This window comes from Mucilaginibacter arboris, assembly GCF_009754915.1.
Taxonomy (GTDB): domain Bacteria; phylum Bacteroidota; class Bacteroidia; order Sphingobacteriales; family Sphingobacteriaceae; genus Mucilaginibacter_A; species Mucilaginibacter_A arboris.
This window is the reverse complement of record NZ_WPIK01000007.1, coordinates 26,930-52,826: the sequence shown is the minus strand read 5'-3', so window position 1 is coordinate 52,826 and position 25,897 is coordinate 26,930. Positions and strand designations below refer to the sequence as shown.

The window sequence follows — 25,897 nt, the reverse complement described above, 5'->3', positions numbered from 1 at the left end:
CATAAAAACAGCATGGGTTTAAAACATGTTAGTAGCATAAAGCAAAACCCATGCACCTGCAGATCCAAAAAATAAAAGCAACCAGAACTTTTTTGCTAAACCTGGTTGAAGGTTTAACCATAGAACAATTAAACCAAATTCCAGAAGGTTTCAACAACAACATCATCTGGAACCTGGCACATTTAACTGCTGCACAACAAAGCATTTGCTACAAGCGTTCCGGCTTGAAACCTGTTGTGCAGGATAAGTATTTTTCGCCTTACTTGCCTGGCACGAAACCAGACAGCTTTATTGATCAGGCTGAAGCAGGAACGATTAAAACTTTGCTCCTCTCCTCTTTAGATGAATTTGAAAGCGATTATAAAAAGGGCTTTTTTAAAACTTATACCCCTTTTGTTACGCGTTACGGCGTTGCTATAGATACTATTGATGATGCTATTAACTTTTTGCCTTACCATGAAGGATATCATACGGGTGCTATTATGGCGCTGAAAAGATTAGTGAAAGTGTGAGGAATTGTACTAAACATACCTTTGATAACCTTGAGCTTAATTCAGAAGTTGTTTAAACTTTTTTTCTGGCCCTCTTTTTTTTAGGCCGATGTTTCTTTTATCACCTAAAAATGTTGACCCTTCGCTAAAGACCTATAAGGTTTTGAAAACCTTATAGGTCTTTAGGGATTAAATGTAAACACCAATTTTACCCGGTAAAAGAAGCATCGGCACCAAACCTGGGCATGCCGGAGGACCAAATTTTAATTGGTACCAAAAAGTTTAAACAACCTCTCAATCAAAATAAATTCTTTAAAGGCTACTCCAAAATTATTTCCTGCTTCCTGTAGCGTTTCTCCAACCACAACCGTAATATTTATAATTGCAAAACAGATTATAGAAATAGCCTGATCGCAATTGTTTGAATTAATAAATATAATTTCAGCAGGGATGCACAATTAATACATGCCAAAATATCCGGCCATTGCAGAACAGGAACTCGTTCGGCAATGCAAACATGGCGATTTAAAACACCAGGAATTACTGTATAAACAGTTTTATGGCTACGCTATGGGTATTGGTTTGCGCTATTTAGCTAACCGCGATGATGCTTTGGAAGTGGTGAACGATGCTTTTATTAAAGTATTTAATACGATAAAAAGCGTTGACGAAAAACTGCCGTTTAAACCCTGGCTTCGTAAAGTGATTGTAAATACAGCTATAGACCGGCGCAGAAAAAACCTCAGGAATTTGGCAGAAGCAGACCTGGACGAAGCAGCTTTTATAGCTACGCCGGCTTTGGCAGTATCCAAATTAAACGCAAACGATATTGTAACGATGATGCAATTGCTGCCGGAATTGAACCGGCTGGTTTTTAATTTATACGAGGTTGATGGCTATAACCATGAAGAAATTGGCGTGATGTTAAACATCGCAGCAAGTTCGTCCAGGGTGTATTTGGGCAGGGCAAAAGAACGGTTACGAAAAATGATCCTTCAGCAAGAAGAAAAAGGATGATGGAAAATGAAAATTTTGACGAGGAATTAAAAAACCGGATCAAACAGGTTTTTGAGGAATACGATGACGGAACAGCCGAAGAAGGCTGGAACTTGCTGCGTGAAAAATATCCAGAAAAAAACCGCCGGAAATATTTTTTCCGGTGGTTTGGTTCTGCTGCTGCTTTAATTTTTATTGCCTTTGTTTTTTGGTTGTATCAGCCTGATATTCTTCAAAACAAGGTTTCAAAAGTAAAAAAGCAACAAGCAAAAAATTCGGTTGCTGCTTTGCCTCATCAGTATTTCTCTCCTAAAAAAGCTGTATCAGGTAAAATTCTTCCAGAAACTAACACACAAAAAACACCGGTAAAAACAGCATTGGGTTTTACAGAAAACCATTTGCGTGGCATTAACAAAATCGTAAAGCAAAGAATTGCTGCCGATACTGTAAATACGGAAAAAACACCTGTAAAAACAGTACCAGGTTTTATCCCGAAGCAAGTTTTGGCCCAAAAAGAACAGGCAGACTTATCGGTTAACAAACAGGAAGTAAGCAATCAAAACAATACTTCTTTTACCGGTATAAAAAATGTATCGGACAGTACAGCTAAACAAGCTAAAATTCAAGTTCCTGTTCCAGCAGATTCTTCCGGCAGGAAACAGTTAGTTATTGCAAAAAAAACAAATACGCCGGTTGTAAAACCTGCTGTCCTAAATAAAGCAGCAAAGGCAGAAACGGTTAAAAATCCTGTTAAAAAATCTTCGATATTTAGTTTGGAATTGTATGCAGGGCCGCATTTAAATTACGCCAGCGGCAGCAATAATCAGTTAGGTTTAGGAGCAGGTGTTTCTACAGATTTCCGCCTGGCGAAAAATTTTAAAATATCTACAGGCTTAGGACTGATGCAAAACAACCTGACTTATAACCAAAATATACCAAATGGAAGTTTACTGGCTGCCAGTAATTACGCTACCATGCCTTCTTCCAGCATTACCGTTACAAATTCAAGTTTAAGCAGTATTAATGCCAGTTTAGTTGCACTCGACATACCGGTTAATTTAACTTATACTTTTTTACCCGGTAAAAACAGTATGGCTGTTTCTGCCGGTTTCAGTTCCAATACTTTTGTAAAAGAAGCTTACGATTATCATTACAACACTTCCACCTCTACAACGCAAAACATCAAAAGCTTTAACAATTTTAATTTTGCTAAAACGCTGAATATTGCTGTTGGCTTTGCTTATCCTTTAGGTAAAAACAAATTGCAAATTGAACCTTTTTTAAAATATCCTTTAGGCGGATTGGGTTCGCAGCAATTGTTGTTTGGTTCGGCTGGTATTAATTTAAAGTTGGATTTACAACAGGTAAAAAAATAATTGCCTTAGTGTTTTAACAGTTTAAAAGGGCAATGCTTCTTTTACCGGTATAAAATTAAGTTAAGCCGAAATCGCATTGATAATATCGTATTGAGTGATTATTTTAAACCGGCCTTTTTCATCTTCTACCAAAACGGCTGTGTTTTCTTTATTGATGAGGGAAGATATTTTATCGATAGAAGTATTGAGATCAACAAACGGAAAAGGTGATGTGATAATATCTTTTACGGGATGAGATTTTAAAGCAGGATTTTCGAGCAAAGCATCCAGGATATCGCTTTCTGTAATTTTCCCTATAATCATCTCATGTTGTGTAACAGGAATCTGAGAAATATTTAATGATTTGATGATGTTGATTGCTTTTAAAATCGTTTCCTCAGCATCTATCGTAACAATTTCCTGATCAGATTCCTTACTGATAATGGTTCTTGCTGTCAGTTTCTCATCTTTTAAAAATCCACGCTCGCGCAGCCAGTCTTCGTTATACATTTTGCCTACATAACGCGAACCATGGTCCGGGAAAATGATTACTACAACATCTCCTTCTTTAAAACGATCTTTCATCTGCATTAAACCTGCAACAGCAGAACCGGATGAATTTCCTGCAAAAATGCCTTCTTTACGGGCAATTTCCCTGGTCATTAAAGCGGCATCTTTATCGCTTACTTTTTCAAAGTAATCAATAACCTCAAAGTTTACATTCTGCGGTAAAAAGTCTTCCCCAATACCTTCTGTAATATAAGGATAGATTTCATTTTTATCGAAAATACCCGTTTCCTTATATTTCTTAAAAACGGACCCATAAGTATCAATCCCTAAAACCTGTATCGCAGGATTTTTTTCCTTGAGATACTTTCCTGCACCCGAAATTGTACCGCCAGTACCCGCGCCAACAATCAGATGGGTAATTTTTCCTTCTGTTTGTTCCCAGATTTCTGGCCCGGTCTGCTCATAATTCGCTTGGGTATTTGAAGGATTATCATACTGGTTCGGCTTCCACGAATTAGGGACTTCACGCTCCAAACGCGTAGAAACCGAGTAGTAAGAACGCTGATCTTCAGGATCGACATTGGTAGGGCAAACAATTACTTCGGCACCAAAAGCACGTAATGCATCTACTTTTTCTTTTGATTGTTTATCCGTTGTGGTAAAAATACATTTGTAACCTTTAATTACTGCTGCAATGGCCAGTCCCATCCCTGTATTGCCCGAAGTACCTTCAATAATCGTTCCGCCTGGTTTTAGTTTACCGCTTTTTTCGGCATCTTCAATCATTTTTAAAGCCATACGGTCTTTAATAGAATTGCCCGGATTGGTTGTTTCTATCTTGGCCAGCACGGTTGCTTTAATATCTTTCGGAATAACGTTTAGCTTTACTAAAGGCGTATTACCAATGGTTTCGAGAATATTATTATACCACATTTTCTATCGCTGTTAAGGCTGTTTATTGCTGATGAGATGCTTCTTTTATGCACTAAAAATCAGCAGACAAATTTAGGATACTTGCCGCATGATAACTGAACAATTAAAAACAATTGCAGATTAAAAATGCAGGTGTTTAACCGTTAGGCCGTGGTTAATTAACTGCTTTAAAGAATCAATACCAACACGTAAATGCGTTTCAACAAATTTTTCGGTTACGCTTGAATCACTTTCGGCAGTTTTTACACCTTCCGGGATCATTGGTTGATCAGAAACCAGTAATAAAGCACCGGTTGGGATTTTATTGGCAAAGCCTGTGATAAAAATGGTAGCCGTTTCCATATCTACAGCCATAGAACGGAGGCTTTTGAGATACTTTTTAAACTTTTTGTCGTGTTCCCAAACCCGCCGATTGGTGGTATAAACTGTTCCTGTCCAGTAATCACGGGAATGTTCGCGAATAGTTGTTGAAATAGCTTTCTGCAAAGCAAACGCAGGCAGGGCAGGAACTTCTGAGGGCAGATAATCGTTAGATGTACCTTCGCCACGGATAGCGGCAATTGGCAGGATCAGATCACCAACGTTGTTTTTTCTTTTTAAACCACCGCATTTTCCCAAAAAAATCACCGCTTTTGGATGAATAGCACTAAGCAGGTCCATTACGGTTGCAGCCAATGCACTTCCCATACCAAAATTAATAATGGTAATGCCATCAGCAGTTACACTTTGCATGGGCTTATCCAAACCCATAATCTGTGCATCGTTATGCCATTCTGAAAATAACTGAAGATATTTAGAAAAATTAGTGAGGATAACATACTCTTTAAAATCATCCAGCGGCCTGCCGGTATAACGGGGCAGCCAGTTCGCAACAATTGCTTCTTTTGTTTTCAGGCCTGATTTAACCGGGCTTTGAACTTCTTTTACCTTGTGTGCTTGTTTAACAATTTCCGAATCCTTTTTAATGTCTTTTTCTTCATTCATAGTAATGCTTCTTTTAATGCAGAAAAATAAATATACAAAAAACCCCGGCTTTTTTTGCCGGGGCTTAATTTATTTATGCTGCTTTTAGTTTCTTGAGGTCCGATTTCTCAAATTTTTCCCTGGCATAATCAAGCGTAATATCCAGATGCTTGTGGTGTTCCTGGTTAGATGGTATCTCAAACATGGCATCGATCATAATGGCTTCGCAAATAGACCGAAGCCCTCTTGCACCAAGCTTAAATTCCATTGCTTTATCTACCACGTAATCCAGCACTTCCCTGTCAAAGTTCAGTTTTACATCCTCATACTCAAACAACTTGTTATATTGTTTGATAAGTGAATTTTTAGGTTCTGTCAGGATCATCAACATGGCATTTCGATCCAGTGGTGTAAGATATGTTAACACCGGTAAACGGCCAATCAACTCCGGAATTAAACCGAAAGCTTTTAAATCCTGCGGAGAAATGTACTTGTACAGATTTTTAAGGTCGATATCCTGATCTTCTGACTTCATTTTATAACCTACCGTTTGCGTGCGCATCCTGTTGGCTATTTTTTTCTCAATTCCATCAAAAGCACCGCCACAGATAAACAAAATATTGCTAGTGTTTACTGTAATCATTTTTTGGTCAGGATGTTTACGACCACCTTGCGGCGGTACGTTTACCATCGTTCCTTCCAGGATTTTTAACAAAGCTTGTTGCACACCTTCGCCAGATACATCACGTGTAATTGAAGGATTATCACTTTTACGTGCAATTTTATCTACTTCATCAATGTAAACAATACCTCGTTCGGCTAAAGTAACATCGTAATCCGCAGCCTGTAGCAGCCGTGTTAATATACTTTCTACGTCTTCTCCTACATAACCGGCTTCTGTTAAAACTGTCGCATCACAAATGCAGAAAGGCACGTTGAGCACTTTTGCAATTGTTTTGGCTAATAACGTTTTACCTGTCCCCGTTTCGCCAACCAAAATGATATTCGATTTCTCTATATCTACCTCATCTTTCCCAATTTTCTGGTTCAAACGTTTATAGTGATTATAAACAGCAACAGACAAAACTTTCTTGGCATCATCCTGACCGATTACGTACTGATCGAGGTGCGCTTTAATTTCTGCGGGTTTTAAAATCGTTGACGATGACTGCAGCGGCGATTTTACCTTGCGTAATTTTAATTCTTCAGCAAGAATATCATTAGCCTGGTTAACGCATTTATCACATATATGAGCGTCTAAACCTGCAATCAGCATCAATGAATCCTGTTTACCGGCGCCACAAAATGAACATTTGATATCTTTAGTGGTTTTGCTCATAATTTTATTGAACTATTTATCGGCTTTATTGCTTCTTAATATTTCATCAACCATGCCAAATTCTTTGGCTTCTTCTGATGACATCCAGTAATCGCGGTCTGATGATTTTTCTACCCAGTCATACGATTGTTCGGAGTGTTTGGATATGATTTCGTATAATTCTTTTTTCAACTTTAACATTTCTCGCAGGTTGATCTCCATATCCGAAGCCACTCCTTGCGCTCCACCAGATGGCTGATGGATCATTACCCTTGAATGTGGTAAAACAGCACGTTTGCCTTTGGTACCTGCACAAAGCAATACAGCAGCCATAGAAGCAGCCATGCCTGTACAAATGGTAGCCACATCGTTAGAGATAAACTGCATGGTATCATAAATACCTAAACCTGCATAAACAGAACCTCCGGGAGAATTGATATAAATCTGAATATCCCTTTTAGCATCTGTTGATTGCAGGAAAAGCAATTGTGCCTGGATAATGTTCGCATTCTGGTCCATTACCGCATCACCTAAAAAGATGATACGGTCCATCATCAAACGTGAAAACACGTCCATTTGGGCAACATTTAACTGGCGTTCCTCAATAATATAGGGCGTCATTCCCGTTGGCAGTTGCGTATTTTCTACACCTGCTATAAATTTATCTACATAAATACCATTAATGCGATGGTGCTTAACGGCATATTTTCTGAATTCATTTTTATCTATTTGCATATCTCTATAAAAAAACAATGGTTATCCAATTCATTGTTTATAGAACCGGATAACCATCAACTTTAACAATTGTTAGCTAATTATTCCAGTTTTTTAAACTCGCTATTCTCAATTTCCTTTTTGTCTAAAGTAATAACAGTTTTAAGGTAATCAAAAACCCTTAATGCTTTTACTTCTTCAAAAATCCGGTTTGCATTTTCTTTGTCCTGTAAAAACTGTACAGTATATTGGCCTAACTGCTCTTCAGTTAAAGCTTGCGGGCTGTACATTCTGAATTGTGCATCCAACCGTTGTTTTGCTGCCTGAAACACTTCTTCATATTTAATTTCGATGTTGTTGTCTTTAATAATTTTGTTTTCAACCAATGTCCATTTCAGGTTTTTAGCAAAATCGTTGTAGCCATCTTCAAGTTCTTGCTCGCTTAACTTTTCGTTAGTAGCTTTTAACCATCTTTTTAAAAATTCATCCGGCAGTTCGAAGTTCACTTTACTAAGAACAAACTGATACAATTCGTCCTGAAGCTTTCGTTCAGCATCTTGTGCCATCATTGCTTCCTGCTCTTCTTTTATTTTCGCTGTAAACTCTTCTTCGTTATGTACAACATCCGGCCCGAAAACTTTATCATAAAACTCCTGATTTAAATCTGATTCTTCCAAACGGTTTACATTTTTTACCGTTAAATTAAAATCCGATTTTAAATCGGATGCTGTTTCTTCATCAATTTTTAATAATGCTGCAATTTTAGCTACATCATTGTTAAATGCTTTATTAATATCGAAATTAACAACATCGCCTTTTTTAAGGCCAATCAAAGAACTTTTAACTTCTTCATCCGTAACCTGATCGATACGAACTGAAGTTGTATTGGTAATACCACCTTCAAAAACAGAACCATCGGGAGAAAGCTGCACTAATTCGGAATACAAAACATCCTCTGCTGACGATACGTCAGGGTTTGTCATCTTTCCATAGCTTTTACGGATGTTTTTAATACGTTCTTGCAGCGTTTCGTCATCAATTTTAATCACATATTGCGGGATGACATCTGCAGCAGAAAAATCTAAAGTAAAATCAGGCGCTAAGCCCAGTTCGTAATTAAACTCATAATCTTCTGTAAAATCCCAGTTAAACTGTTTTTCATCATCCGTTTTTGGCAACGGCTGACCTAAAACTTCCAGTTTGTTCTCGGTAATATAGTTATTTAAAGAATCGGAAAGCAAATGGTTAATTTCATCAACCAGAATACTTTTACCGTACATTTTTTTAATATGGGCCGGAGGGACCATTCCGGGACGAAAACCTGGCAGCTTTGCTTTTTTTGCCTGCTCTTTTATGGCTTTTTCAACTTTAGCCTGATAATCCTGCTGATTAATTTTGATGGTTAAAACAGAGTTTAAATCATCTATTTTTTCCTGTGTAATATCCATTTTTTGAACTGTTTTTATAAGATAAAAAAATTCCTCCGTCAGATGTTAAATGACGGAGGAAACCAAGTGCGGAAGAAGGGACTCGAACCCCCACGCCGTGAAGCGCCAGATCCTAAGTCTGGTGCGGCTACCAATTACGCCACTTCCGCCTGTTCAGAATTATTTTTTGCAAAACTAAAGTAAAATTGCGAATAACAAAATGTTAAAAAGGTATTTAATGTAAATTTTAAGTTTTGAACTGGAACTGTGCCAATTTTTATCCGGTAAAAGAAGCATCAGGCATTCTAAAGAAAAATGATTTTACAGTTTCATAAACAACTCATGCTTCTTTTACCGGTATAAAATTTAAACGGATACTTTAGAACGCTCAATTACTTCCTGATAATAGGATTCGTAAATAGGCAATATCAAACTTAAATCAAATTCTTTGGCACGTGCCAAAGCGTTTTCTTTAAATAGTTTTAACCGTTCTTCATCTTCTAAAATATAAACTGCTTTTTCTGCCATGGTTTCTACATCGCCAACGGCTGTTAAAAATCCGGTTACGCCGTCAACATTTAATTCCGGGATCCCGCCGGTGTTAGAACTTATTACAGGTACTTTACAAGCCATTGCTTCCAGCGCAGCCAAGCCAAAACTTTCTGATTCTGATGGCATCAGGAAAAGATCTGCCACAGACAGAATTTCTTCCACAGCTTCCTGTTTGCCTAAAAAACGTACATTTTCGCATACGCCTAAATCACGGCATAATTGCTCGCACATAGAACGTTCCGGGCCATCGCCAACCATTAATAGTTTAGACGGAATTTTTTTGTTGACGATTGCAAACAGCTTAATCACATCTTCCGTCCGTTTTACTTTGCGAAAGTTTGAAGTATGTACCAATATTTTCTCGCTAAAAGGAGCAATAGCTCTTTTAAAATGATCTTTGGCTTTTTTACTGAAACGCTTTAAATCGATAAAATTTGGAATTACCCGGATTTCGTTTTCAATATCAAAAAAGCTGAGCGTGTCTTTTTTTAAATGATGGGAAACAGCCGTTACACCATCAGACATGTTGATAGAGAAAGTAACAACAGGCTTAAACGTGCGGTCTTTACCAACCAAAGTAATATCTGTTCCATGCAGTGTTGTTACAAACGGGATATGGATACCATAAGTTTTTAAGATCTGTTTAGCCATATAAGCTGCAGAAGCATGCGGAATAGCATAATGTACATGCAACAAATCCAGGTTTTCAAAACGTACTACATCAACCATTTTACTTGCTAATGCAATTTCATAAGGTGCATAATCAAATAATGGATATTTAGATACAGCAACTTCATGATAAAAGAGGTTTTCGGAAAAAAAATCCAGCCTGGCGGGCTGATTATATGTAATAAAATGTACCTGATGGCCTATATCAGCCAAAGCTTTGCCTAATTCGGTAGCAACAACGCCGCTGCCACCGAAAGTAGGATAACAAACAATACCTATTTTCATAAACTTATTTGTATGCAAATCTATCAGTTTATAAATTGCATAACCTGTAAATTATGTAATATTATGGCTGTGCAGCAGTAGTGGGTGTTGCATTTGCAGCAGCGAGTTTGGTTTGAAGTTCTTGTTGTTGCTTCTGCTTCCTGGCAATTTCTTTATTTAAATCTTTAATCCTATTATTTAAATCTTTCACATCGCTATTAGCATCTTTTGCATCAGAAGATTTTTCTGCTGCACGTTTAGCTTTTTTCCTGGCTTTTTGTGTTTGATCATAATCACCAGAACTTGCCTTCTGCGCTTGCTCGCTACTCTGTTGCGCAGTTTGTTGCGACTCTTGGCTTAAATTCTGCGCTTTGGATTGTTCGGTTGGCAATTTGCTCTGCGCTTCCTGTAGTTTAACCTGCAAATCTGCAATATCTTTAGTTACATCTGCATATTGCTTATTTAATTTTACAGTGTCAACGTTTTTTTGCGAGAAGGCTTGTGTGGTTAAACCTAATAAAGCAACTAATAACATTAAAATAATTTTTTTCATACCAAACCTACTTTTTTGCTTTAAAATACAAAAACCATGCCTTTTAGTTATTTTACATACTTTCCCTTTGGCTTGTATCAACATTACAAAGCCTTTTAAAGGATACAATCAGCCAGGTGCGGTTTCTAAAAATTTTAAATACCAGTGGTTATCCACCAAGTGTTGCCGAAAGAATCTTTTACACCCGCACTTCTGCCATAACTTTGATCGGATGGTTCCATAATGGATGACGCTTCGTTTACCAATGCTTTTTTGTAAACTTCATCACAATCATCGACATAAATAAACATACCGGCATTTTGAGCCGGATGCCCTTCTGTGGCGTCAGCAAACATGATATAATTTCCTCCAATGTTTACTTCGCCATGCATCAAAACTTTTTCATCACGCATTTGCCGGTATTTTTCTTCCGCATCAAAAACGTTCTTAGTGAAATTAAAAAAATCAAGCGCATTATGGATGATGAGATATGGGATAATGCGTTGATAACCTTCGGGAATTCTACTTTTGTCTTTCATAATACTTATATTTATTATTATTGATTTTATTATAGTAAATATAAGTTAAAGTATTGAAAGTCAATAATGATTTGTAAATCCGATTAACTCAAATACCTTTTTCTATCGCTTCATAAACGGCATCCTGTATTCTTCTGCGGATACCCAAATCAGATAATTTGTCTGTAACTTTTGGGTTTACGCGGTTAGAAAGAAAGATATAAACAAGGTTATATTTCGGATCGACCCAAAAACAAGTTCCGGTATAACCAGTATGTCCATAAGTTTGATCTGAGGCCAGAACAGAAGGATAGCGGGTTGCACGGTTTGGATCCCAGCGGTCAAAACCTAAGCCACGGCGACTTACATCAGATTGTTTTGAAGTAAAAAGATCAACCGTTTCCGGCTTTAAATATTGAACGCCGCCATAAGTTCCCCGGTTTAAAATCATCTGATATAAAATAGCAAGATCATTGGCGCTGGCAAACAAACCAGCGTGACCAGAAACACCTCCAAGCAATCCTGCGCCCTGGTCATGCACATAACCAATCAGCAATTGATGGCGGAAACCAGAATCATTTTCTGTTGGGACAATCTGATCTTTCGGAAAGCGGTTAAGCGGCAAAAAACCTGCGGTTTGCATACCCAATGGTGAATAAAAGTTTTGCTGGACATAAACATTGAGTGGTGTAGAAGAAATAGTTTCTACAATTTCTTTCATAAAATACATGCTCAAATCGCTGTAAACATATTTTCCTCTTGTTTTAAGTGGAGATTTAAGCATATCTGGCCAGATTACATCTTTAAAATAATCTTTTTTCAGATAAAAATGATCTGCCACTTTGGTAGGAAACGCAGCAGATGAATCTGTACTACGATCAACGGCTTTTAACTTTTCCCAAGTGATAATATCCGGAACCATACCAGATTGATGCGTTAAGAACTCACGTATTTTAATATCATTTTTGTTGGTATTACGGGCAGAAGCTAAGTAAGAACCGGCTGTAGAATCGAGGTTTAACTTTCCCTGGTCGTAAAGCCGCATTACATCCATGGTGGTAGCCGATACTTTTGTAACCGATGCCAGATCAAAAATATCTGTTATCTTATCTTTTAAAGTATCGTTGTAAGTGTGGCTGCCATAAGCTTTGTTAAAAATAACTTTACCGTTTCTGGCTACCAGAACTACGGCTCCCGGCGTTGCCCTTTGGTTAATCGCTTCTGCAACAATTTTATCAATAGCCGGATTTAAATTATCAGCATTGATCCCGGCTTCCTCCGGAACAGAATAAGCTAAACGCGTTTGCGTTGTAGCAGAACCATCGCCGTTTCGATATTTTGGAGAAATACTAGCGCTTAACTTTTGGGTTGCTGCTGCGCCGCCAAAAATCATTTGTGCTGCATAATTTGCTGCAACTGCTGAATTAACAGGCGACCATAAGAGTACTCCTTTTAGCAGGTCAAATTCCGGGCGTAGTTGCAATGCACCGAAACAAGCAACAATTAAGTTTTTATGCTGATCTAACATCGATAAAAAGGGCAGCAGCGCCGGGTTCTCTAAATCCTGTTTATTCAACTGAACAATTACGGTTGTATAAAATTTTAGGTCGAATAATAATCCATCCAAAGTTCTGCTTCCGGCATAAGCCGAGGCATTAAAAGATTGGATTTTTGTGTATTTATTAAGAAGGCTATCAAAAACCGAGGCGTTTTCAAAACCGAAACGAACACTGGCAATTTTTTGCTGATCGAGGTTTTTTACCGGAACCAACTGGTCCTGGTTATTTAGCAAAACTGTAGAACTTTCGATGCTTCTTTTAGCAGCTAAAAAACCTTGGTTTTGTTGATGCGGACCTGGAACTTGTGCACAGGCAGAATTTAAAATTACAACAAGCCATAATAATGCGGCAATACAACTGCGGTTAACGCTTTTGATATACATTTTCTCCGTTGATATAAGTTTTTAACACTTTCACTTTTGGCAGTTCGCTGCCTTTTATACGCATTAAATCCTGATCGAGAATAACAAAATCAGCAAATTTTCCAGGCTCAATGCTTCCTTTTTCGTTTTCCTGAAAATTTGCTTTTGCGCCCCAGATCGTCATTCCCCTGATTGCCTGTTCACGCGTTAACGCATTTTCTTTCTGGAAACCACCTTCGGGCAACCCTTTCAGGTCTTTTCGTTCAACTGCTGCATAAAATGTATATAACGGACTAACATTTTCTACCGGAAAATCTGTTCCCAAAGGCAGCCAGCCATTTTGCTGCAATAATTGCTGATAAGCATAAGCTGTTTTTATGCGTGTTTTTCCTAAGCGCTGTATAGCCCAGTTCATATCAGAAGTAGCGTGTGTAGGTTGTACAGATGGAATAATATTATTTTCTCCGAAGTATTTAAAATCTGCCGGATCAATAATCTGGGCATGTTCTATCCGCCAGCGGCGATCATTCTTCCCTTTTAAAACACTTGCATAAATTTTAAGCATCACCCTGTTTGCTGAATCGCCAATTGCATGTGTGCACATCTGGAAACCTTTTGCGGCTAATAAATTTGCTATATCCTGAAAATGTTGCTTCGGGCTTCGTAAAAAGCCATTCCATTTTGGTTGATCGGCATAAGGTTTTAACAAACACGCACCTCTCGAACCTAAAGCGCCATCGGCATAAACCTTAACAGAGCTTACATTTAAACGAGGTGTTTTGATAGCTCCGTTTCGAAATAAAAGGTCCAGGTTTTGCTGGTTATCCGAAAGCATAACAAACAGGCGCATTTTTAAATCGCCACGGTTTTGCAACTGGCGAATGGTGTTCACCAAGCTGTAATCCAGCCCGCAATCTGCAACGGTAGTTAAACCAACGGCAAAACAATTATGCTGCGCCTGTAAAAAAGCATTATTGGTTTGATCGTCTGTTAAAACCGGAATTTTATGTGTTACTAAACTTACGGCGTTATCAACCAAAATTCCGGTTAATTTACCATTTAGCGTTTCAATTTCTCCGCCTGCAATTTTTTGGTTTGGTTTGATTCCGGCAATATTTAAAGCTGCCTGGTTAGCAATTGCTGCATGTCCGTCAACACGTGTCAGCAAAACCGGCCGAACCGGAAACAAAGCATCTAACTGCTGTTTGTTCGGAAACTGTTTGTTTTTCCAGCGGTTTTGGTCCCAGCCGTTGCCAATGATCCAGCCATCCGTATTATTTTCTGCGTAATGTTTTACAGAATCTACAATCTCCTGCCAACTGCTAATATCTTTTAAGTTAACGGCTTGTAAACTCATTCCATATTCGTAAAAGTGTGCATGAGAATCAATAAAACCCGGGAAAACTGCTTTTCCTGCGGCATCAACTACTTCTTTTGGCTGGTATTTTTTCTCCAGATCAGAAGTTTTGCCAACCGCTAAAATTTTTCCGTCCCTCACCACAAAAGCTTCTGCAACGGTAAAGCGGTTATCTACCGTATAAACACGCGCGTTTTTAACCAGCAAATCTGCATTGTATTCTTTTTTTTGCTGACAAGAAATTGCCAGTAAAAGAAGCATGAGGCAACATGCTTCTTTTACCACTATAAATTTGTTTTTTACTAACGATAGTTTATTCATGTTCAATTTATTCATTGACCTTTCTTAAGTGTAGCAGAAAGAATTTGTTTCATCAGAATTAGTAAAAATATTTGTCATTCCAGCCTAATTAAAATTTGCCAAAGCTACATCTGCCCGTCAAACCTGCGAAGTTATGCGATCATTTTTTTAATTTAGCATCGAAATAGAATTGAGAAAGATTAATGTCTGATATTATCTACCTTTTACCTGATGCTGTTGCCAATCAAATTGCTGCAGGTGAAGTGGTACAACGCCCGGCATCGGCAGTAAAAGAACTGCTTGAAAACGCCATTGATTCTGGTGCCGATAAAATCCAACTGATTATAAAAGAAGCTGGCAAAGCGCTGATCCAGGTAATTGATAATGGCTGCGGCATGAGTTTTACCGATGCGAGGATGTGTTTTGAAAGACACGCAACTTCAAAAATAAGGAAAGCCGAGGATTTGTTTGCGATAAGGACCATGGGTTTTCGCGGAGAAGCGATGGCTTCTATTGCAGCAATTGCACAAGTTGAACTGAAAACACGCAGGCAGGAAGATGAACTGGGCACACAAATTTGTATTGAAGGTTCTGTCATCACCAGTCAGGAACCTTGCGCTACTGCCGCCGGAACTTCTATCTGCATTAAAAACTTGTTTTACAATACGCCTGCACGCCGTAATTTTTTAAAAGGAAACTCGATAGAAACACGTCATATTATTGATGAGTTTCAACGGGTTGCTTTGGCTTATCCGCAGGTATTTTTCACCATGCACCATGATGGGCAGGAAGTTTTTCATCTGCCTGCTGCTACTTTAAAACAACGGATTGTGCATTTGTTCGGCAATAATTACAACCAGAAATTAGTGCCGGTGCAGGAAGATACTTCCATTATTAAACTGGAAGGATTTGTAGGGAAACCAGAGTTTGCGCGTAAAACCCGGGGCGAACAATTCTTTTTTGTCAATAACCGTTTTATACGTGATAATTACCTGAACCACGCCGTTTCTTCCGCTTTTGAGGAATTATTGCAGGACGATAGTTTTCCGCTTTACGTCCTTTTTATCAGCATTGATCCAAGTAAAATCGACATCAACGTTCATCCAACCAAAACAGAAATTAAATATCAGGACGAAAAAGCCATTTATGCCATTATCCGTTCGGCGGTAAAACGCTCGTTAGGACAATATAACATTACGCCTTCGTTGGATTTTAACCAGGAAACCGGTTTCGACCAGATGATCAGCCATAAACCATTTGATCAGATTATTCCGCCGGCCATTAGCTTCAATCCTGATTTTAACCCTTTTTCTGCCGAGGTAAAAACAGCAACAGATAAATCTTTTATCAGAAATTCTGTCGAAAGGCGAAAACCTGATTTTGTGCAAAACTGGGATACTTTATATGCCATAACGCAAGGTAAAATTGCAGAACAGCAGGAAATTGATACGCAGCAAAGAGAGATTTCGGTAGATAACCGGCAGCTAAGCAAATCGAGCGAACGGCAATTATTTCAAATTCATAACCGCTTTATTTTATCACAAATAAAATCGGGTTTTATGCTGATTGACCAACAGGCCGCACACGAACGGATTTTATATGAACGCTTTTTAATCCAATTGGAAAATCATACCGGCGTTAGCCAGCAAACGTTGTTTCCGCAAAGTATTACCTTAAGCACTTCAGATTTTGAACTGTTACAAAGTTTGTTGAACGATGTTCGTGCACTTGGTTTTGACATCCGCGAGTTTGGAAAAAATACGGTAGTTGTAGAAGGTATCCCGGCAGAATTAACCAAAGCAAGCGAAAACGAAATGCTGGAAAAATTGCTGGAAGGTTTTAAAAACAACCAGTCGGCTTTAAAGTTAAGCAAGCACGATAACCTGGCCAGAACGCTGGCAAAAAATGCTGCCGTAAATTCTGGAACGCGTTTTTCTTTGGAAGAAATGAACCAGTTGATCGACCAGTTGTTTGCCTGCCAGATGCCAAATGTTTCGCTTAGCGGCAAACCTGTAATTATTACTTATACTTTAGAAGAGCTTTTTCAAAAATTTGATCGATAAAAGAAGCATCGTACCGCTTCTTACCAAAACATGAATTTATTCGGACAATCGCCTTTAGCCAATATTCCGCCTGTTGTAAAAAACCTGCTGATAATCAATATTATTTTCTTTATAGCCACTTTGGTTTTTGAAAATTCCGGTATCCAATTAGCTTATCATTTAGGTGCATTTTATTTTAATTCTCCTTATTTTAGAGTCTGGCAACCCATTACCTACATGTTTATGCATGGCGGATGGGCACATATTTTTTTCAATATGTTTGCCTTGTACATGTTCGGCCCTGCAATTGAGTATTATATGGGGTCGAAGCGTTTTTTAAATTATTACTTTATAACAGGTTTAGGCGCACTTGCTTTACAAATGCTGGTACAGGCAATAGAAGTACACGGCATTTTAGGAAGTTTTATTTTTGACCCCAATGTAAGTTATAATATTACTTCGGAAAGCGGACAAAAACTAAGGGCTATTTATACTGACCCAATGGTTGGTGCTTCCGGTGCATTGTTTGGAATTTTGGTTGCTTTTGGTGTTTTATATTCAGAAACAAGTTTGTATATTATGCTGATCCCGATTCCTGTAAAAGCAAAATATGCCGTAATTGGTTATATTGTGGTTGAATTATATTTGGGCTTAAGTCAGCACCAGGGAGATTCTGTAGCTCATTTTGCTCACTTGGGCGGCGCTTTATTTGGATATATACTTTTAAAGGTTTGGGGCATGCACCGAACAAACGATTTTTATTAATCTAACGTTATTAAAACGAATTTGATTTAAACTGATAATTTTTATGTGGGAAGAAATTCGTACACAAGTTTTTCGTTCTGGAAACAGGTTAAATTTACTGATCGGGATTAACGTATTGGTTTTTTTATTTTTAAGCCTGCTGGGTGTAATCGAAATGCTAACTACCCGCAACGCAGCCATTACGCTTACCCTAAACGATTTTTTGGCAGTCCCCTCCTATCTGCCAAAATTATTGATCCGTTTCTGGACACCGCTTACCTATATGTTTTTGCATGATGGCTTTTTCCATATCCTGTTTAACATGTTGTGGTTTTACTGGCTTGGAAGCATTTTTCAGGAATATTTAGGCGGCAAAAAATTGGTTGACCTTTATATTATCGGCGGCTTGGCAGGCGCGTTTTTGTATGTTTCGTTCTATAATATTTTTCCGCTTTTTGCTGAGGCAAAATTTGGCTCTACAACCGTTGGCGCTTCTGCTGCAGTAATGGCAATTATTGTGGCAACAGCAACGCTGCTTCCGGATTATACCATACAACTGCTGTTTTTAGGTTCTGTAAAATTAAAGTGGATTGCTTTATTCTATGTTCTATTCGATCTGATCAGCATCACAGGCCCCAACGCAGGCGGAGAAATTTCGCACATCGGCGGTGCTATTGCAGGTTTCTTTTATATTAAACATATACAAGGCAGCTCCATGTTGGGGCAGGCTTTTCAACGGTTTTCTAAACCAAAAACGTTACATATCGTATCAAAAAACTATGCTAAAAACAGTACGGTACGATCAAAAGAAGAGGAAATAGATTCTATATTAGACAAAATATCGCAATCGGGCTATGCCAGCTTAACTAAAAAAGAAAAGGAAACCCTGTTTAATGCCAGCAAAGAATAAACCAGTTAAAAAGCTACCTTTTCTGGATAAAGTAGTTTTGTTTTTTACCGTTTTAGCTTCAATTTCTATTCTGCTTAGTTTACTGGCCAGTTTAATTGATCCGCGTACTTTCTGGCAGCTTGCTTTTTTTGGGCTTGCTTATCCGCCGCTCCTCATCGCAAACATCATACTGGTTTTATATTGGTTTATCCGTTTCAGCAAACTCATTTTTATTCCCTTAATCAGTATTTTGTTAGGCTGGAGTATTCTGGTAAAAAGCTTTAACATTAATACCGCTTCTTCTGATGGACTTAAAGCCTCTCCAGATTATTTGCGTTTAATGACCTACAATGTACACGGCTTTATGGGTGTAGGCGAAAATAATACAAAGCCTACACGAACAGAAATATTACAGCTGATAAATGATGAACAGCCTGATGTAATTTGCATACCTGAATTTTTCACCCGCAAAAAAGGAAAATTTGCCATGATCGATTCTTTAGAAAAAGTATTGCACACTAGTTACTTCGATACTTTTGCTGTTGATAATATCAATTTTGAAGGAAGCGGAGTAGCTGCTTTTTCTAAATATCCGATTGTAAATAAAGGGTTCATACAATTATCCGATAAAAACAGTACCAACCAGTGTATTTTTATCGATGTAAAAAAAGCAAACCAGATCATACGTGTGTATGCCGTACACTTACAATCCATCAATTTTCAGCCACAGGATTACCAGATTATCGATAGCGTAGCTAAAGCAAAAGAATCCAGCATGAACTCCTATAAACGCATTATGAGTAAACTTAAAAAAGCTTTTTTAAAGCGTAGCGAACAGGTTTACTTAGTAAAAGACCATGCAAATAAATCACCTTATCCTTTTGTAATTGCCGGCGATTTTAATGATACCCCCGCTTCTTTTGCCGTTAATAAAATGAGCGCTGGTTTAATAAATGCTTTTCAGGAAAAGGGAAATGGTTTCGGCGCTACTTATAATGGCGATTTTCCTAATTACCAAATTGATTATATTCTGGCCGCCCCTAAATTTAAAGTAATTAATTATAAAGTGTTTAAGAAAAAGCTTTCCGATCATTATGCAATTCGTGCCGATTTGCTGTTAAAGTAAGCAAAAGCCGTCTTTTTGTTTAAATTTGTCCGATGCAGCAAAAGCTTTTTATTTACAATACTTTAGCCCGTAAAAAAGAAGAATTTAAAGCCATAAACCCACCATTTGCCGGTATGTATGTTTGTGGCCCAACCGTTTATAGTGATGTGCACCTGGGCAATTGCCGCACCTTTATTTCTTTCGATCTTATTTTCCGTTACCTTACTCATTTAGGTTATAAAGTTCGTTACGTCCGTAATATTACAGATGCCGGCCATTTAGAAGGCGATACAGATGAAGGAGAAGACAAAATCTCCAAAAAAGCAAAGCTGGCACAACTGGAACCAATGGAAATTGTACAAAAATATACGGTAGATTTCCACCAGATCATGCAAATTTTTAATGTAAAACCGCCAAGTATTGAACCAACTGCAACCGGACATATTATTGAGCAGATTGAACTGGTAAAAACCATTTTAGAAAAAGGGCTGGCTTATGAAGTAAATGGTTCTGTTTATTTTGATGTAGAAAAATACAACCAAAGCCATAATTACGGCATTTTAAACAACCGGAACCTGGAGGACATGCTGAACAATACACGCAATTTAGGAGGCCAGGAAGAGAAACGCGGTAAACTTGATTTCGCTTTATGGATTAAAGCAAAACCAGAACATTTAATGAAGTGGCCTTCGCCTTGGAGTATTGGTTTTCCAGGCTGGCATCTCGAATGTTCTGCCATGAGCAACAAGTATCTGGGTGAGCAATTTGATATTCATGGCGGCGGAATGGATTTAGCGCCTACGCACCATACTAATGAAATTGCGCAAAACGAAGCCGCTTGCGGAAAAATGCCTGCAAATTATTGGATCCATACCAATATGCTTACGGTAAACGGACAAAAAATGTCTAAATCGTTAGGCAATAGTTTTTTGCCTGAAGAGCTTTTTACAGGCAATCATTCCTTGTTAAATAAAGGTTATAGTCCGATGACAGTCCGTTTTTTTATGTTACAGGCCCATTACCGCAGTACGCTCGATTTTTCTAATGACGCATTAGATGCTTCGGAAAAAGGCTTTAAAAGAATGATGAATGCTTTTGCACTGGCACCGGGACTACAAGCATCTGCAAACGGAGAAATAGAAATAGGACCTTTGCAGCAAAGATGCTACGAAGCCATGAACGATGATTTTAACAGTCCGGTATTAATTGCAGAATTGTTTGAAGTTTGCCGCTTGGTTAATTCTGTTCATGATCAAAAATTGAAGATCGACCGGAAAAATCTTGATCTGCTCCGGCAACTGCTACAACATTTTGTGATAGATGTTTTAGGCTTAAAAGATGAATCTGCAGCTTCTGATGAATTGCCGAAAGTATTGGATTTTGTGATTAATTTACGTAGTGAAGCAAAAACAAACCAGGATTATGCAACTTCAGATAAAATAAGGCAAGGCATGCAAAAAATAGGTTATCAGTTAAAAGACAGCAAAGAAGGCACAACCTGGACAAAAATTTAATCAGGCAATATTTTTCTGCATGATAACCGACAATAAAAAAGATGTGCTAAAAACAGCATCAGCAGAATACTAAAGCTATCTAAGATAAGTTTAAACTAAAATGCTTAGTTAACATTAACCTTTCTTTCAATTTAAACAAGCCGTAGCAGCAAAAAAAATTAATAACTTGCGGCACATTTCTTTATATCACATATGAAAAAAATATCAATTGCTTTTGTAGCTTTTTTATGCTTTAACCAAATTGCTTCCGCACAAAAAACTGCACAGGTAAAAGAAGTATTAGATGCAGAAAAAGATTTTAACAGGGTAGTTGCCCAAAAAGGCATTAAAGAGGGCACAATGGCAGTTGTAGATGCAGACGCTATTGTGTTTAAACCAGAACCTGTTACTGCCAAAACCTTTTATGCTAGCAGCCCAAAAATTGCAGGCAAATTAACAGCAATACCTAAAATCGCTCGTATTTCTGCCAATGGAGACTTGGCTTTTACCGCTGGCTCGTATGCTATAAAAGATAATGGGACAGAAGATTCGGAATTTGGCGAATATCTTTCTATATGGCGGAAAGATGCCGGCGGAAAATTGAAGCTCATCTTCAACATAAACATGCAGCACCCGGAGCCAAAAGAAGATCAGATCGTAGATTTTAAAGAACCAACTATTACGCCACGTATCAACAGTAAAGATCCTTTTAACGGCCGTAACATCATCATCACTACCGATAAATTATTTAATTCGTCGCTTTCTCTTTCTTCGCTTTCTGCTTATAAAGAGTTTATTACTTTAGACGGAAGGTATTATTTCCCTGGTTTTGAACCCATTATTGGGCAGGATAAAATATTGCAGTTTATTGGTAACCAAGCCATTAATATCGAAGCTTTAAATACAGGCGCCGGCCGTGCTACCAGCGGGGATTTAGCTTACAGTTACGGTAAAGCTAAAATTAAAAAAGGCGAGATCACCAATAATTACAATTATGTGCGTATTTGGGAACCTGATAAATCCTATAAATGGAATATGTTAGTAGAGATTTTTTCTCCTATTGAAAAATAGGTGGTAAAAGAAGCATCATCATAATAAGAAAGGCCGCTTTTTGATTGAGCGGCCTTTCTTATTATAATACCTATTATTTAATACAACTGCTCAATAATCTGATCAGCAGATAAACCTTCTGCCTCCGCCCTATAGTTTCGTACAATACGATGGCGTAAAATAGCTTTAGCTACAGCCTGCACATCTTCTATATCAGGAGAATATTTTCCGGAGATTACTGCATGGCATTTGGCTCCTAAAACTAAAAACTGCGATGCCCTTGGCCCTGCGCCCCAACTTAACAACTGGTTTACTTTTGGTGTTGCCAAAGCTGTATTTGGCCGCGTTTTAGCAGTAAGTTTTACAGCATATTCCAGTACGTGATCTGTTATGGGGATATTTCTAACCAACTGCTGAAAGTAACGTATCTGTTCTGCATTCAGCAGCTTGTTGATCTTGTTTACTGTATTACCCGTAGTATTTTTAACAATGTTCAGTTCCTCCTGAAAAGAAGGATAGCCTAAAGCAATATTAAACATAAACCGGTCTAACTGCGCTTCCGGCAAAGGGTAAGTTCCCTCCTGTTCTATAGGGTTTTGCGTAGCCAATACAAAAAAAGGTTTATCTAACTGGTGTGTTACCCCTGCTGCCGTAACCGCTTTTTCCTGCATAGCTTCCAGCAAAGCTGCTTGTGTTTTAGGTGGCGTACGGTTAATCTCGTCAGCCAGAATAATGTTAGAAAAAACCGGGCCTTTAATAAATTTAAAATTCCGGTCTTCACCTAAAATTTCAGAACCGATAATATCAGAAGGCATCAAGTCTGGCGTAAATTGGATACGGTTAAAGCTGAGGTCAAGCACTTGCGCTACCGTTTGCACCAATAAAGTTTTAGCCAGGCCAGGTACACCAACCAACAAACAATGTCCGTTACTAAAAATAGCGATCAGAACTGCTTTAACCACTTCGTCCTGACCGATAATGATCTTGCCAATTTCTGCCCTAACCTTGCTAAATGATGCATATAAAGCATCTGCAGCTTCTACTTCTGATGCGTATTGCATAATTTATTTTACCTCGGCTGTTGTGGTAACTACCCAGGATTTTAGCTGATCGCAGGTCTGGTATTCTGGGTCAATATTAATGTAAGTTTCTTTACGGCGTTTCTCAAACCATTCGCTCACAGTTCTGCTAATCTTACTTTCTGATGCTGCCTCTTTTAGCTTCGGAAAATCTTGTGCTAAATTTGCTTTATGTGCATCTGTTTTAGATTTTAAATACAAAATTTTATAACTCCTTTTATTATTTTGAGAGGTAAACAAAGCAGGTTTGGCAATGCTTCCAACTTTCATGGTATCAACTACTAAAGCAGTTTGCGGATCCAATTTATCAGTTGGGATATAAGTTGAACGGCTTTCTACATTTTCAGCATTCAGCATCATTCCGCCATTATATTTGGTTTCGTTATCATCAGAATAAAAAGAAGCTGCCGAAGAAAAATCAACCTTCATTGTTTTAATAATATTGTAAATACTATCTGCCCTTATTTTCGCCCGGTCTAAACTGGCTTGTGTTATTTCCGGGATAATCAGGATATGCCTTACATGCACTTGCTCGCCACGGCGTTCTATCACTTGTAAAAAATGGAAACCATGTTCGGTTTCAAAAACTGGTGAAATATCCCCTGCTTTTAATTTAAAAGCCATAGCCGTAAATTCTTTAACCATCGTGCTTCTGTCAAAAAAACCAAGATCACCGCCAGCAGGTGCAGAACCAGGATCCTGAGAATAAAGTGTAGCTAATGTGGCAAAATCTTCCCCTTTTTTTACCCTTTCGCGTAAACCTTCTGCTTTATCGCGTGCAATTTGCTTCTCTTCTTTTGTTAATTTCGGGTCAAAAACAATCTGTGCTATTTCTACCTCTTTATTAATAGAAGGCAAACTATCTTTTGGAATAGCATTAAAATAATTCTTAACATCCTGAGGTGTTACACTAATTTTCTCTGTTATTTTTTGCTGCATCCGCTGTGCAGTTAACTGCTCCCGGATATCCGGACGTATTTCATCTTTATATTGAATCACGGATTTCCCCAAAAAAGCTTCTAACTTATCTTGCCCGCCTGCACGTTGTATAAAATAACGCATCCGTTTATCTACTTCGTTATCCAACTCATCATCTTTCACAATTACACTATCAATAACTGCCTGTTGTGCTAACAACTTTTGGGTTAACAATTGCTGTAAAACCTGACATTTAACGGACTGGTTTGGCTGGTTGCCCTGCACTAAATAATTATCGTATTCCCTCTCGATATCAGAATTTAAAATAATACTGTTGCCAACTACGGCAGCAACTTTATCCAATGATTTTTTTTGACCCGAAGCAGCAAAAACACTCATCGTTAAACACAGGATCAAAATGGTAAACTTTCTCATATAATCAACTTATCTTCTTTTTAATACAAACACTGTTTTTACCAGTGTATAATTTGTTAAATTTCGTAAAAATATTCCACCTCTCCGCACAAAACTTTATAAGCCACAACTTATCTGCAATATTCCTTAAATTATAACGAAGCCAGAAACAGTTTAACTATTTTTAACCAAAATTACTTTATGTTAACTAAACATGCTACTGCGCTTAGAATTTTGATGAATGAGGACTTATATCTCACTCGTGAAGATTTTTTAGCAAAAAAGCACACAACATCTGAGGCTTTTCCAATAGAAACGGTAACCGAGGCAGAAATAATTCCTATTCCGGAATTTGCTTTTTCCGGAAAAAACCTGAAAAACTTTTTGATTTTAACTGATACAGCTTTGCAGGAAAATCATTTAAAAGCTTTAGAAAGCACGTTGTTACGCAAGCAAATGGGTTTGGACGATGTTTCCATTGTTGATTTTTCTGCTTACCCAAACGCTACTTTCGATCAGTTAAATGCTTCTTTTATGCCACAAAAATTAGTGTGCTTTGGATTGAAACCTGAAACGATAGGTTTGCCGGAAACAGAACTTAATCAGATTAGTACTTTTAACAATTGCCAGATTTTGTACACTTACAGCTTTAATAATATGTTGGGCGACAAGGAAAAAACGAAAGCATTCTGGGAACCAATGAAACTTTTATAGTGATGAAAGAACTTGTTTTTGCAACCAATAACGCACACAAAATTGAAGAAGTTGCAGATGCAGCAGGTAATCAATTTAAAATACTGCGCTTAAAAGATATTCATTGTAATGATGAAATTGAAGAAACCGGAACTACCTTTAGAGAAAATGCTTCTATCAAAACACATTATATTTTTAATAAATATGGTTTAGATTGTTTTGGCGATGACAGCGGATTAGAAATTGAAGCTTTATATGGAGAACCTGGCGTTTTTTCTGCCCGATACGCAGGAGAACACGGCAATCATGCAGCCAATATTGCGCGGGTATTAGACCAAATGGAAGGCGTTACCAACCGAAAAGCACAATTTAAAACCGTAATTTCTTTGCTTTGGAAAGGACAGGAATATTGGTTTGAAGGAATTGTGCACGGAACTATCCACACAGAAGTTTCTGGTAATTTAGGATTTGGTTATGATCCCATTTTTCAGCCTGAAGGTTATCCGGTTACTTTTGCAGAAATGTCTTTACAGGAAAAAAATAATATTAGTCATCGCGGAAAAGCAATGGCAAAGCTTATTGATTTTTTGAAGAAGTTGTAAATGTTGATGCTTCTTTTACCGCATAAAAAAAGGTGCTTCCAAAATTGG

At 37.9% G+C, this 25,897-nt stretch carries 23 protein-coding genes and 1 tRNA gene; 11 read left to right on the top strand and 13 right to left on the bottom strand.

Features of this window, described 5'->3' with window-relative positions; translation table 11 throughout:
- The first annotated feature begins 50 nt into the window (after positions 1–50).
- The 3 genes from GO621_RS09030 to GO621_RS09020 all read left to right on the top strand — a co-directional run bounded on the left by GO621_RS09030 (position 51) and on the right by GO621_RS09020 (position 2,863).
- Positions 51–512 carry a DinB family protein gene (locus GO621_RS09030; RefSeq protein ID WP_157566222.1) on the top strand — a complete coding sequence of 154 codons (462 nt, stop codon included), beginning with the start codon at positions 51–53 and terminating at the stop codon, positions 510–512.
- 444 nt (positions 513–956) lie between these two features.
- Positions 957–1,508 carry an RNA polymerase sigma factor gene (locus tag GO621_RS09025; RefSeq protein ID WP_157566220.1) on the top strand — a complete coding sequence of 184 codons (552 nt, stop codon included), beginning with the start codon at positions 957–959 and terminating at the stop codon, positions 1,506–1,508.
- Complete coding sequence (locus GO621_RS09020; protein ID WP_157566218.1) at positions 1,505–2,863, top strand: outer membrane beta-barrel protein; 1,359 nt, start codon at positions 1,505–1,507, stop codon at positions 2,861–2,863. Before GO621_RS09025 ends, GO621_RS09020 begins: the two co-directional genes overlap by 4 nt.
- Before the next feature lie 60 nt (positions 2,864–2,923).
- Here GO621_RS09020 and GO621_RS09015 read toward each other — a convergent pair whose 3' ends face one another.
- The 11 genes from GO621_RS09015 to GO621_RS08965 form a co-directional block, all read right to left on the bottom strand.
- A complete protein-coding gene (locus GO621_RS09015) occupies positions 2,924–4,285 on the bottom strand; it encodes a pyridoxal-phosphate dependent enzyme (protein ID WP_157566216.1) in 1,362 nt (453 codons plus the stop codon).
- A 120-nt stretch (positions 4,286–4,405) separates the two neighbouring features.
- Positions 4,406–5,269: an AMP nucleosidase gene (locus GO621_RS09010; protein WP_157566215.1), complete on the bottom strand. Its 864-nt coding sequence runs from the start codon at positions 5,267–5,269 to the stop codon at positions 4,406–4,408.
- A 73-nt stretch (positions 5,270–5,342) separates the two neighbouring features.
- Positions 5,343–6,587, bottom strand: a complete 1,245-nt coding sequence (clpX, locus tag GO621_RS09005) for an ATP-dependent Clp protease ATP-binding subunit ClpX (RefSeq protein WP_157566214.1) — start codon at positions 6,585–6,587, stop codon at positions 5,343–5,345.
- A gap of 12 nt (positions 6,588–6,599) precedes the next feature.
- Entirely contained in the window at positions 6,600–7,301 is a 702-nt protein-coding gene (gene clpP, locus GO621_RS09000; RefSeq protein WP_157566213.1) for an ATP-dependent Clp endopeptidase proteolytic subunit ClpP, read from the bottom strand.
- Between the two features lie 80 nt (positions 7,302–7,381).
- Complete coding sequence (tig, locus tag GO621_RS08995) at positions 7,382–8,728, bottom strand: trigger factor (RefSeq protein WP_157566212.1); 1,347 nt, start codon at positions 8,726–8,728, stop codon at positions 7,382–7,384.
- Between the two features lie 67 nt (positions 8,729–8,795).
- Positions 8,796–8,877: transfer RNA gene (locus GO621_RS08990), tRNA-Leu, on the bottom strand.
- A gap of 196 nt (positions 8,878–9,073) precedes the next feature.
- Entirely contained in the window at positions 9,074–10,213 is a 1,140-nt protein-coding gene (gene bshA / locus GO621_RS08985) for an N-acetyl-alpha-D-glucosaminyl L-malate synthase BshA (protein ID WP_157566211.1), read from the bottom strand.
- A gap of 61 nt (positions 10,214–10,274) precedes the next feature.
- Entirely contained in the window at positions 10,275–10,829 is a 555-nt protein-coding gene (locus GO621_RS08980; RefSeq protein WP_157566210.1) for a hypothetical protein, read from the bottom strand.
- 50 nt (positions 10,830–10,879) lie between these two features.
- The gene (locus GO621_RS08975) at positions 10,880–11,263 is read right to left on the bottom strand and encodes a VOC family protein (RefSeq protein ID WP_157566209.1); all 384 of its coding nucleotides are present in this window, start codon (positions 11,261–11,263) and stop codon (positions 10,880–10,882) included.
- Positions 11,264–11,351: 88 nt separating this feature from the next.
- On the bottom strand, positions 11,352–13,184 hold the full coding sequence (locus tag GO621_RS08970) for a serine hydrolase domain-containing protein (RefSeq protein WP_157566207.1): 1,833 nt from the start codon (positions 13,182–13,184) through the stop codon (positions 11,352–11,354).
- Complete coding sequence (locus GO621_RS08965) at positions 13,165–14,841, bottom strand: amidohydrolase (RefSeq protein ID WP_232335617.1); 1,677 nt, start codon at positions 14,839–14,841, stop codon at positions 13,165–13,167. The genes GO621_RS08970 and GO621_RS08965 overlap by 20 nt, the downstream gene beginning before the upstream one ends.
- A gap of 182 nt (positions 14,842–15,023) precedes the next feature.
- Between GO621_RS08965 and mutL the strand changes: the two genes are divergently transcribed.
- The 6 genes from mutL (at position 15,024) to GO621_RS08935 (ending at position 22,164) form a co-directional block, all read left to right on the top strand.
- Positions 15,024–16,883: a DNA mismatch repair endonuclease MutL gene (gene mutL / locus GO621_RS08960; protein WP_157566205.1), complete on the top strand. Its 1,860-nt coding sequence runs from the start codon at positions 15,024–15,026 to the stop codon at positions 16,881–16,883.
- A gap of 30 nt (positions 16,884–16,913) precedes the next feature.
- Positions 16,914–17,627 (top strand): rhomboid family intramembrane serine protease, encoded by a 714-nt coding sequence (locus GO621_RS08955; protein WP_157566203.1) that lies wholly within the window; start codon positions 16,914–16,916, stop codon positions 17,625–17,627.
- Between the two features lie 43 nt (positions 17,628–17,670).
- Entirely contained in the window at positions 17,671–18,516 is an 846-nt protein-coding gene (locus GO621_RS08950) for a rhomboid family protein (protein ID WP_157566202.1), read from the top strand.
- Entirely contained in the window at positions 18,500–19,621 is a 1,122-nt protein-coding gene (locus GO621_RS08945) for an endonuclease/exonuclease/phosphatase family protein (RefSeq protein WP_157566201.1), read from the top strand. The genes GO621_RS08950 and GO621_RS08945 overlap by 17 nt, the downstream gene beginning before the upstream one ends.
- Before the next feature lie 32 nt (positions 19,622–19,653).
- Positions 19,654–21,114, top strand: a complete 1,461-nt coding sequence (gene cysS, locus GO621_RS08940; RefSeq protein WP_157566200.1) for a cysteine--tRNA ligase — start codon at positions 19,654–19,656, stop codon at positions 21,112–21,114.
- Positions 21,115–21,306: 192 nt separating this feature from the next.
- Entirely contained in the window at positions 21,307–22,164 is an 858-nt protein-coding gene (locus GO621_RS08935; protein ID WP_157566199.1) for a Cif family virulence factor, read from the top strand.
- 77 nt (positions 22,165–22,241) lie between these two features.
- On the opposite strand, the gene GO621_RS08930 is transcribed toward GO621_RS08935, so the two are convergent.
- Together GO621_RS08930 and GO621_RS08925 are read right to left on the bottom strand one after the other, a co-directional pair.
- Entirely contained in the window at positions 22,242–23,204 is a 963-nt protein-coding gene (locus GO621_RS08930; RefSeq protein WP_157566198.1) for an AAA family ATPase, read from the bottom strand.
- 3 nt (positions 23,205–23,207) lie between these two features.
- Entirely contained in the window at positions 23,208–24,575 is a 1,368-nt protein-coding gene (locus GO621_RS08925) for a peptidylprolyl isomerase (protein ID WP_157566197.1), read from the bottom strand.
- A 180-nt stretch (positions 24,576–24,755) separates the two neighbouring features.
- On the opposite strand from GO621_RS08925, the gene GO621_RS08920 reads away from it, so the two are divergent.
- Both GO621_RS08920 and rdgB read left to right on the top strand, forming a co-directional pair.
- On the top strand, positions 24,756–25,268 hold the full coding sequence (locus tag GO621_RS08920) for a hypothetical protein (protein WP_157566196.1): 513 nt from the start codon (positions 24,756–24,758) through the stop codon (positions 25,266–25,268).
- A gap of 2 nt (positions 25,269–25,270) precedes the next feature.
- Positions 25,271–25,849, top strand: coding sequence for an RdgB/HAM1 family non-canonical purine NTP pyrophosphatase (rdgB, locus tag GO621_RS08915; RefSeq protein ID WP_157566194.1), 579 nt, complete (start codon positions 25,271–25,273; stop codon positions 25,847–25,849).
- Positions 25,850–25,897 lie beyond the last annotated feature (48 nt).

What these genes read in the sequence shown, in the direction of transcription:
- GO621_RS09030 (WP_157566222.1), top strand. Translation starts at nt 51, where the DNA reads ATGCACCTGCAGATCCAAAAAATAAAAGCAACCAGAACTTTTTTGCTA.
- GO621_RS09025 (WP_157566220.1), top strand. Translation starts at nt 957, where the DNA reads ATGCCAAAATATCCGGCCATTGCAGAACAGGAACTCGTTCGGCAATGC.
- GO621_RS09020 (WP_157566218.1), top strand. Translation starts at nt 1,505, where the DNA reads ATGATGGAAAATGAAAATTTTGACGAGGAATTAAAAAACCGGATCAAA.
- GO621_RS09015 (WP_157566216.1), bottom strand. Translation starts at nt 4,285, where the DNA reads ATGTGGTATAATAATATTCTCGAAACCATTGGTAATACGCCTTTAGTA.
- GO621_RS09010 (WP_157566215.1), bottom strand. Translation starts at nt 5,269, where the DNA reads ATGAATGAAGAAAAAGACATTAAAAAGGATTCGGAAATTGTTAAACAA.
- clpX (WP_157566214.1), bottom strand. Translation starts at nt 6,587, where the DNA reads ATGAGCAAAACCACTAAAGATATCAAATGTTCATTTTGTGGCGCCGGT.
- clpP (WP_157566213.1), bottom strand. Translation starts at nt 7,301, where the DNA reads ATGCAAATAGATAAAAATGAATTCAGAAAATATGCCGTTAAGCACCAT.
- tig (WP_157566212.1), bottom strand. Translation starts at nt 8,728, where the DNA reads ATGGATATTACACAGGAAAAAATAGATGATTTAAACTCTGTTTTAACC.
- bshA (WP_157566211.1), bottom strand. Translation starts at nt 10,213, where the DNA reads ATGAAAATAGGTATTGTTTGTTATCCTACTTTCGGTGGCAGCGGCGTT.
- GO621_RS08980 (WP_157566210.1), bottom strand. Translation starts at nt 10,829, where the DNA reads ATGTTGATACAAGCCAAAGGGAAAGTATGTAAAATAACTAAAAGGCAT.
- GO621_RS08975 (WP_157566209.1), bottom strand. Translation starts at nt 11,263, where the DNA reads ATGAAAGACAAAAGTAGAATTCCCGAAGGTTATCAACGCATTATCCCA.
- GO621_RS08970 (WP_157566207.1), bottom strand. Translation starts at nt 13,184, where the DNA reads ATGTATATCAAAAGCGTTAACCGCAGTTGTATTGCCGCATTATTATGG.
- GO621_RS08965 (WP_232335617.1), bottom strand. Translation starts at nt 14,841, where the DNA reads ATGAATAAACTATCGTTAGTAAAAAACAAATTTATAGTGGTAAAAGAA.
- mutL (WP_157566205.1), top strand. Translation starts at nt 15,024, where the DNA reads ATGTCTGATATTATCTACCTTTTACCTGATGCTGTTGCCAATCAAATT.
- GO621_RS08955 (WP_157566203.1), top strand. Translation starts at nt 16,914, where the DNA reads ATGAATTTATTCGGACAATCGCCTTTAGCCAATATTCCGCCTGTTGTA.
- GO621_RS08950 (WP_157566202.1), top strand. Translation starts at nt 17,671, where the DNA reads ATGTGGGAAGAAATTCGTACACAAGTTTTTCGTTCTGGAAACAGGTTA.
- GO621_RS08945 (WP_157566201.1), top strand. Translation starts at nt 18,500, where the DNA reads ATGCCAGCAAAGAATAAACCAGTTAAAAAGCTACCTTTTCTGGATAAA.
- cysS (WP_157566200.1), top strand. Translation starts at nt 19,654, where the DNA reads ATGCAGCAAAAGCTTTTTATTTACAATACTTTAGCCCGTAAAAAAGAA.
- GO621_RS08935 (WP_157566199.1), top strand. Translation starts at nt 21,307, where the DNA reads ATGAAAAAAATATCAATTGCTTTTGTAGCTTTTTTATGCTTTAACCAA.
- GO621_RS08930 (WP_157566198.1), bottom strand. Translation starts at nt 23,204, where the DNA reads ATGCAATACGCATCAGAAGTAGAAGCTGCAGATGCTTTATATGCATCA.
- GO621_RS08925 (WP_157566197.1), bottom strand. Translation starts at nt 24,575, where the DNA reads ATGAGAAAGTTTACCATTTTGATCCTGTGTTTAACGATGAGTGTTTTT.
- GO621_RS08920 (WP_157566196.1), top strand. Translation starts at nt 24,756, where the DNA reads ATGTTAACTAAACATGCTACTGCGCTTAGAATTTTGATGAATGAGGAC.
- rdgB (WP_157566194.1), top strand. Translation starts at nt 25,271, where the DNA reads ATGAAAGAACTTGTTTTTGCAACCAATAACGCACACAAAATTGAAGAA.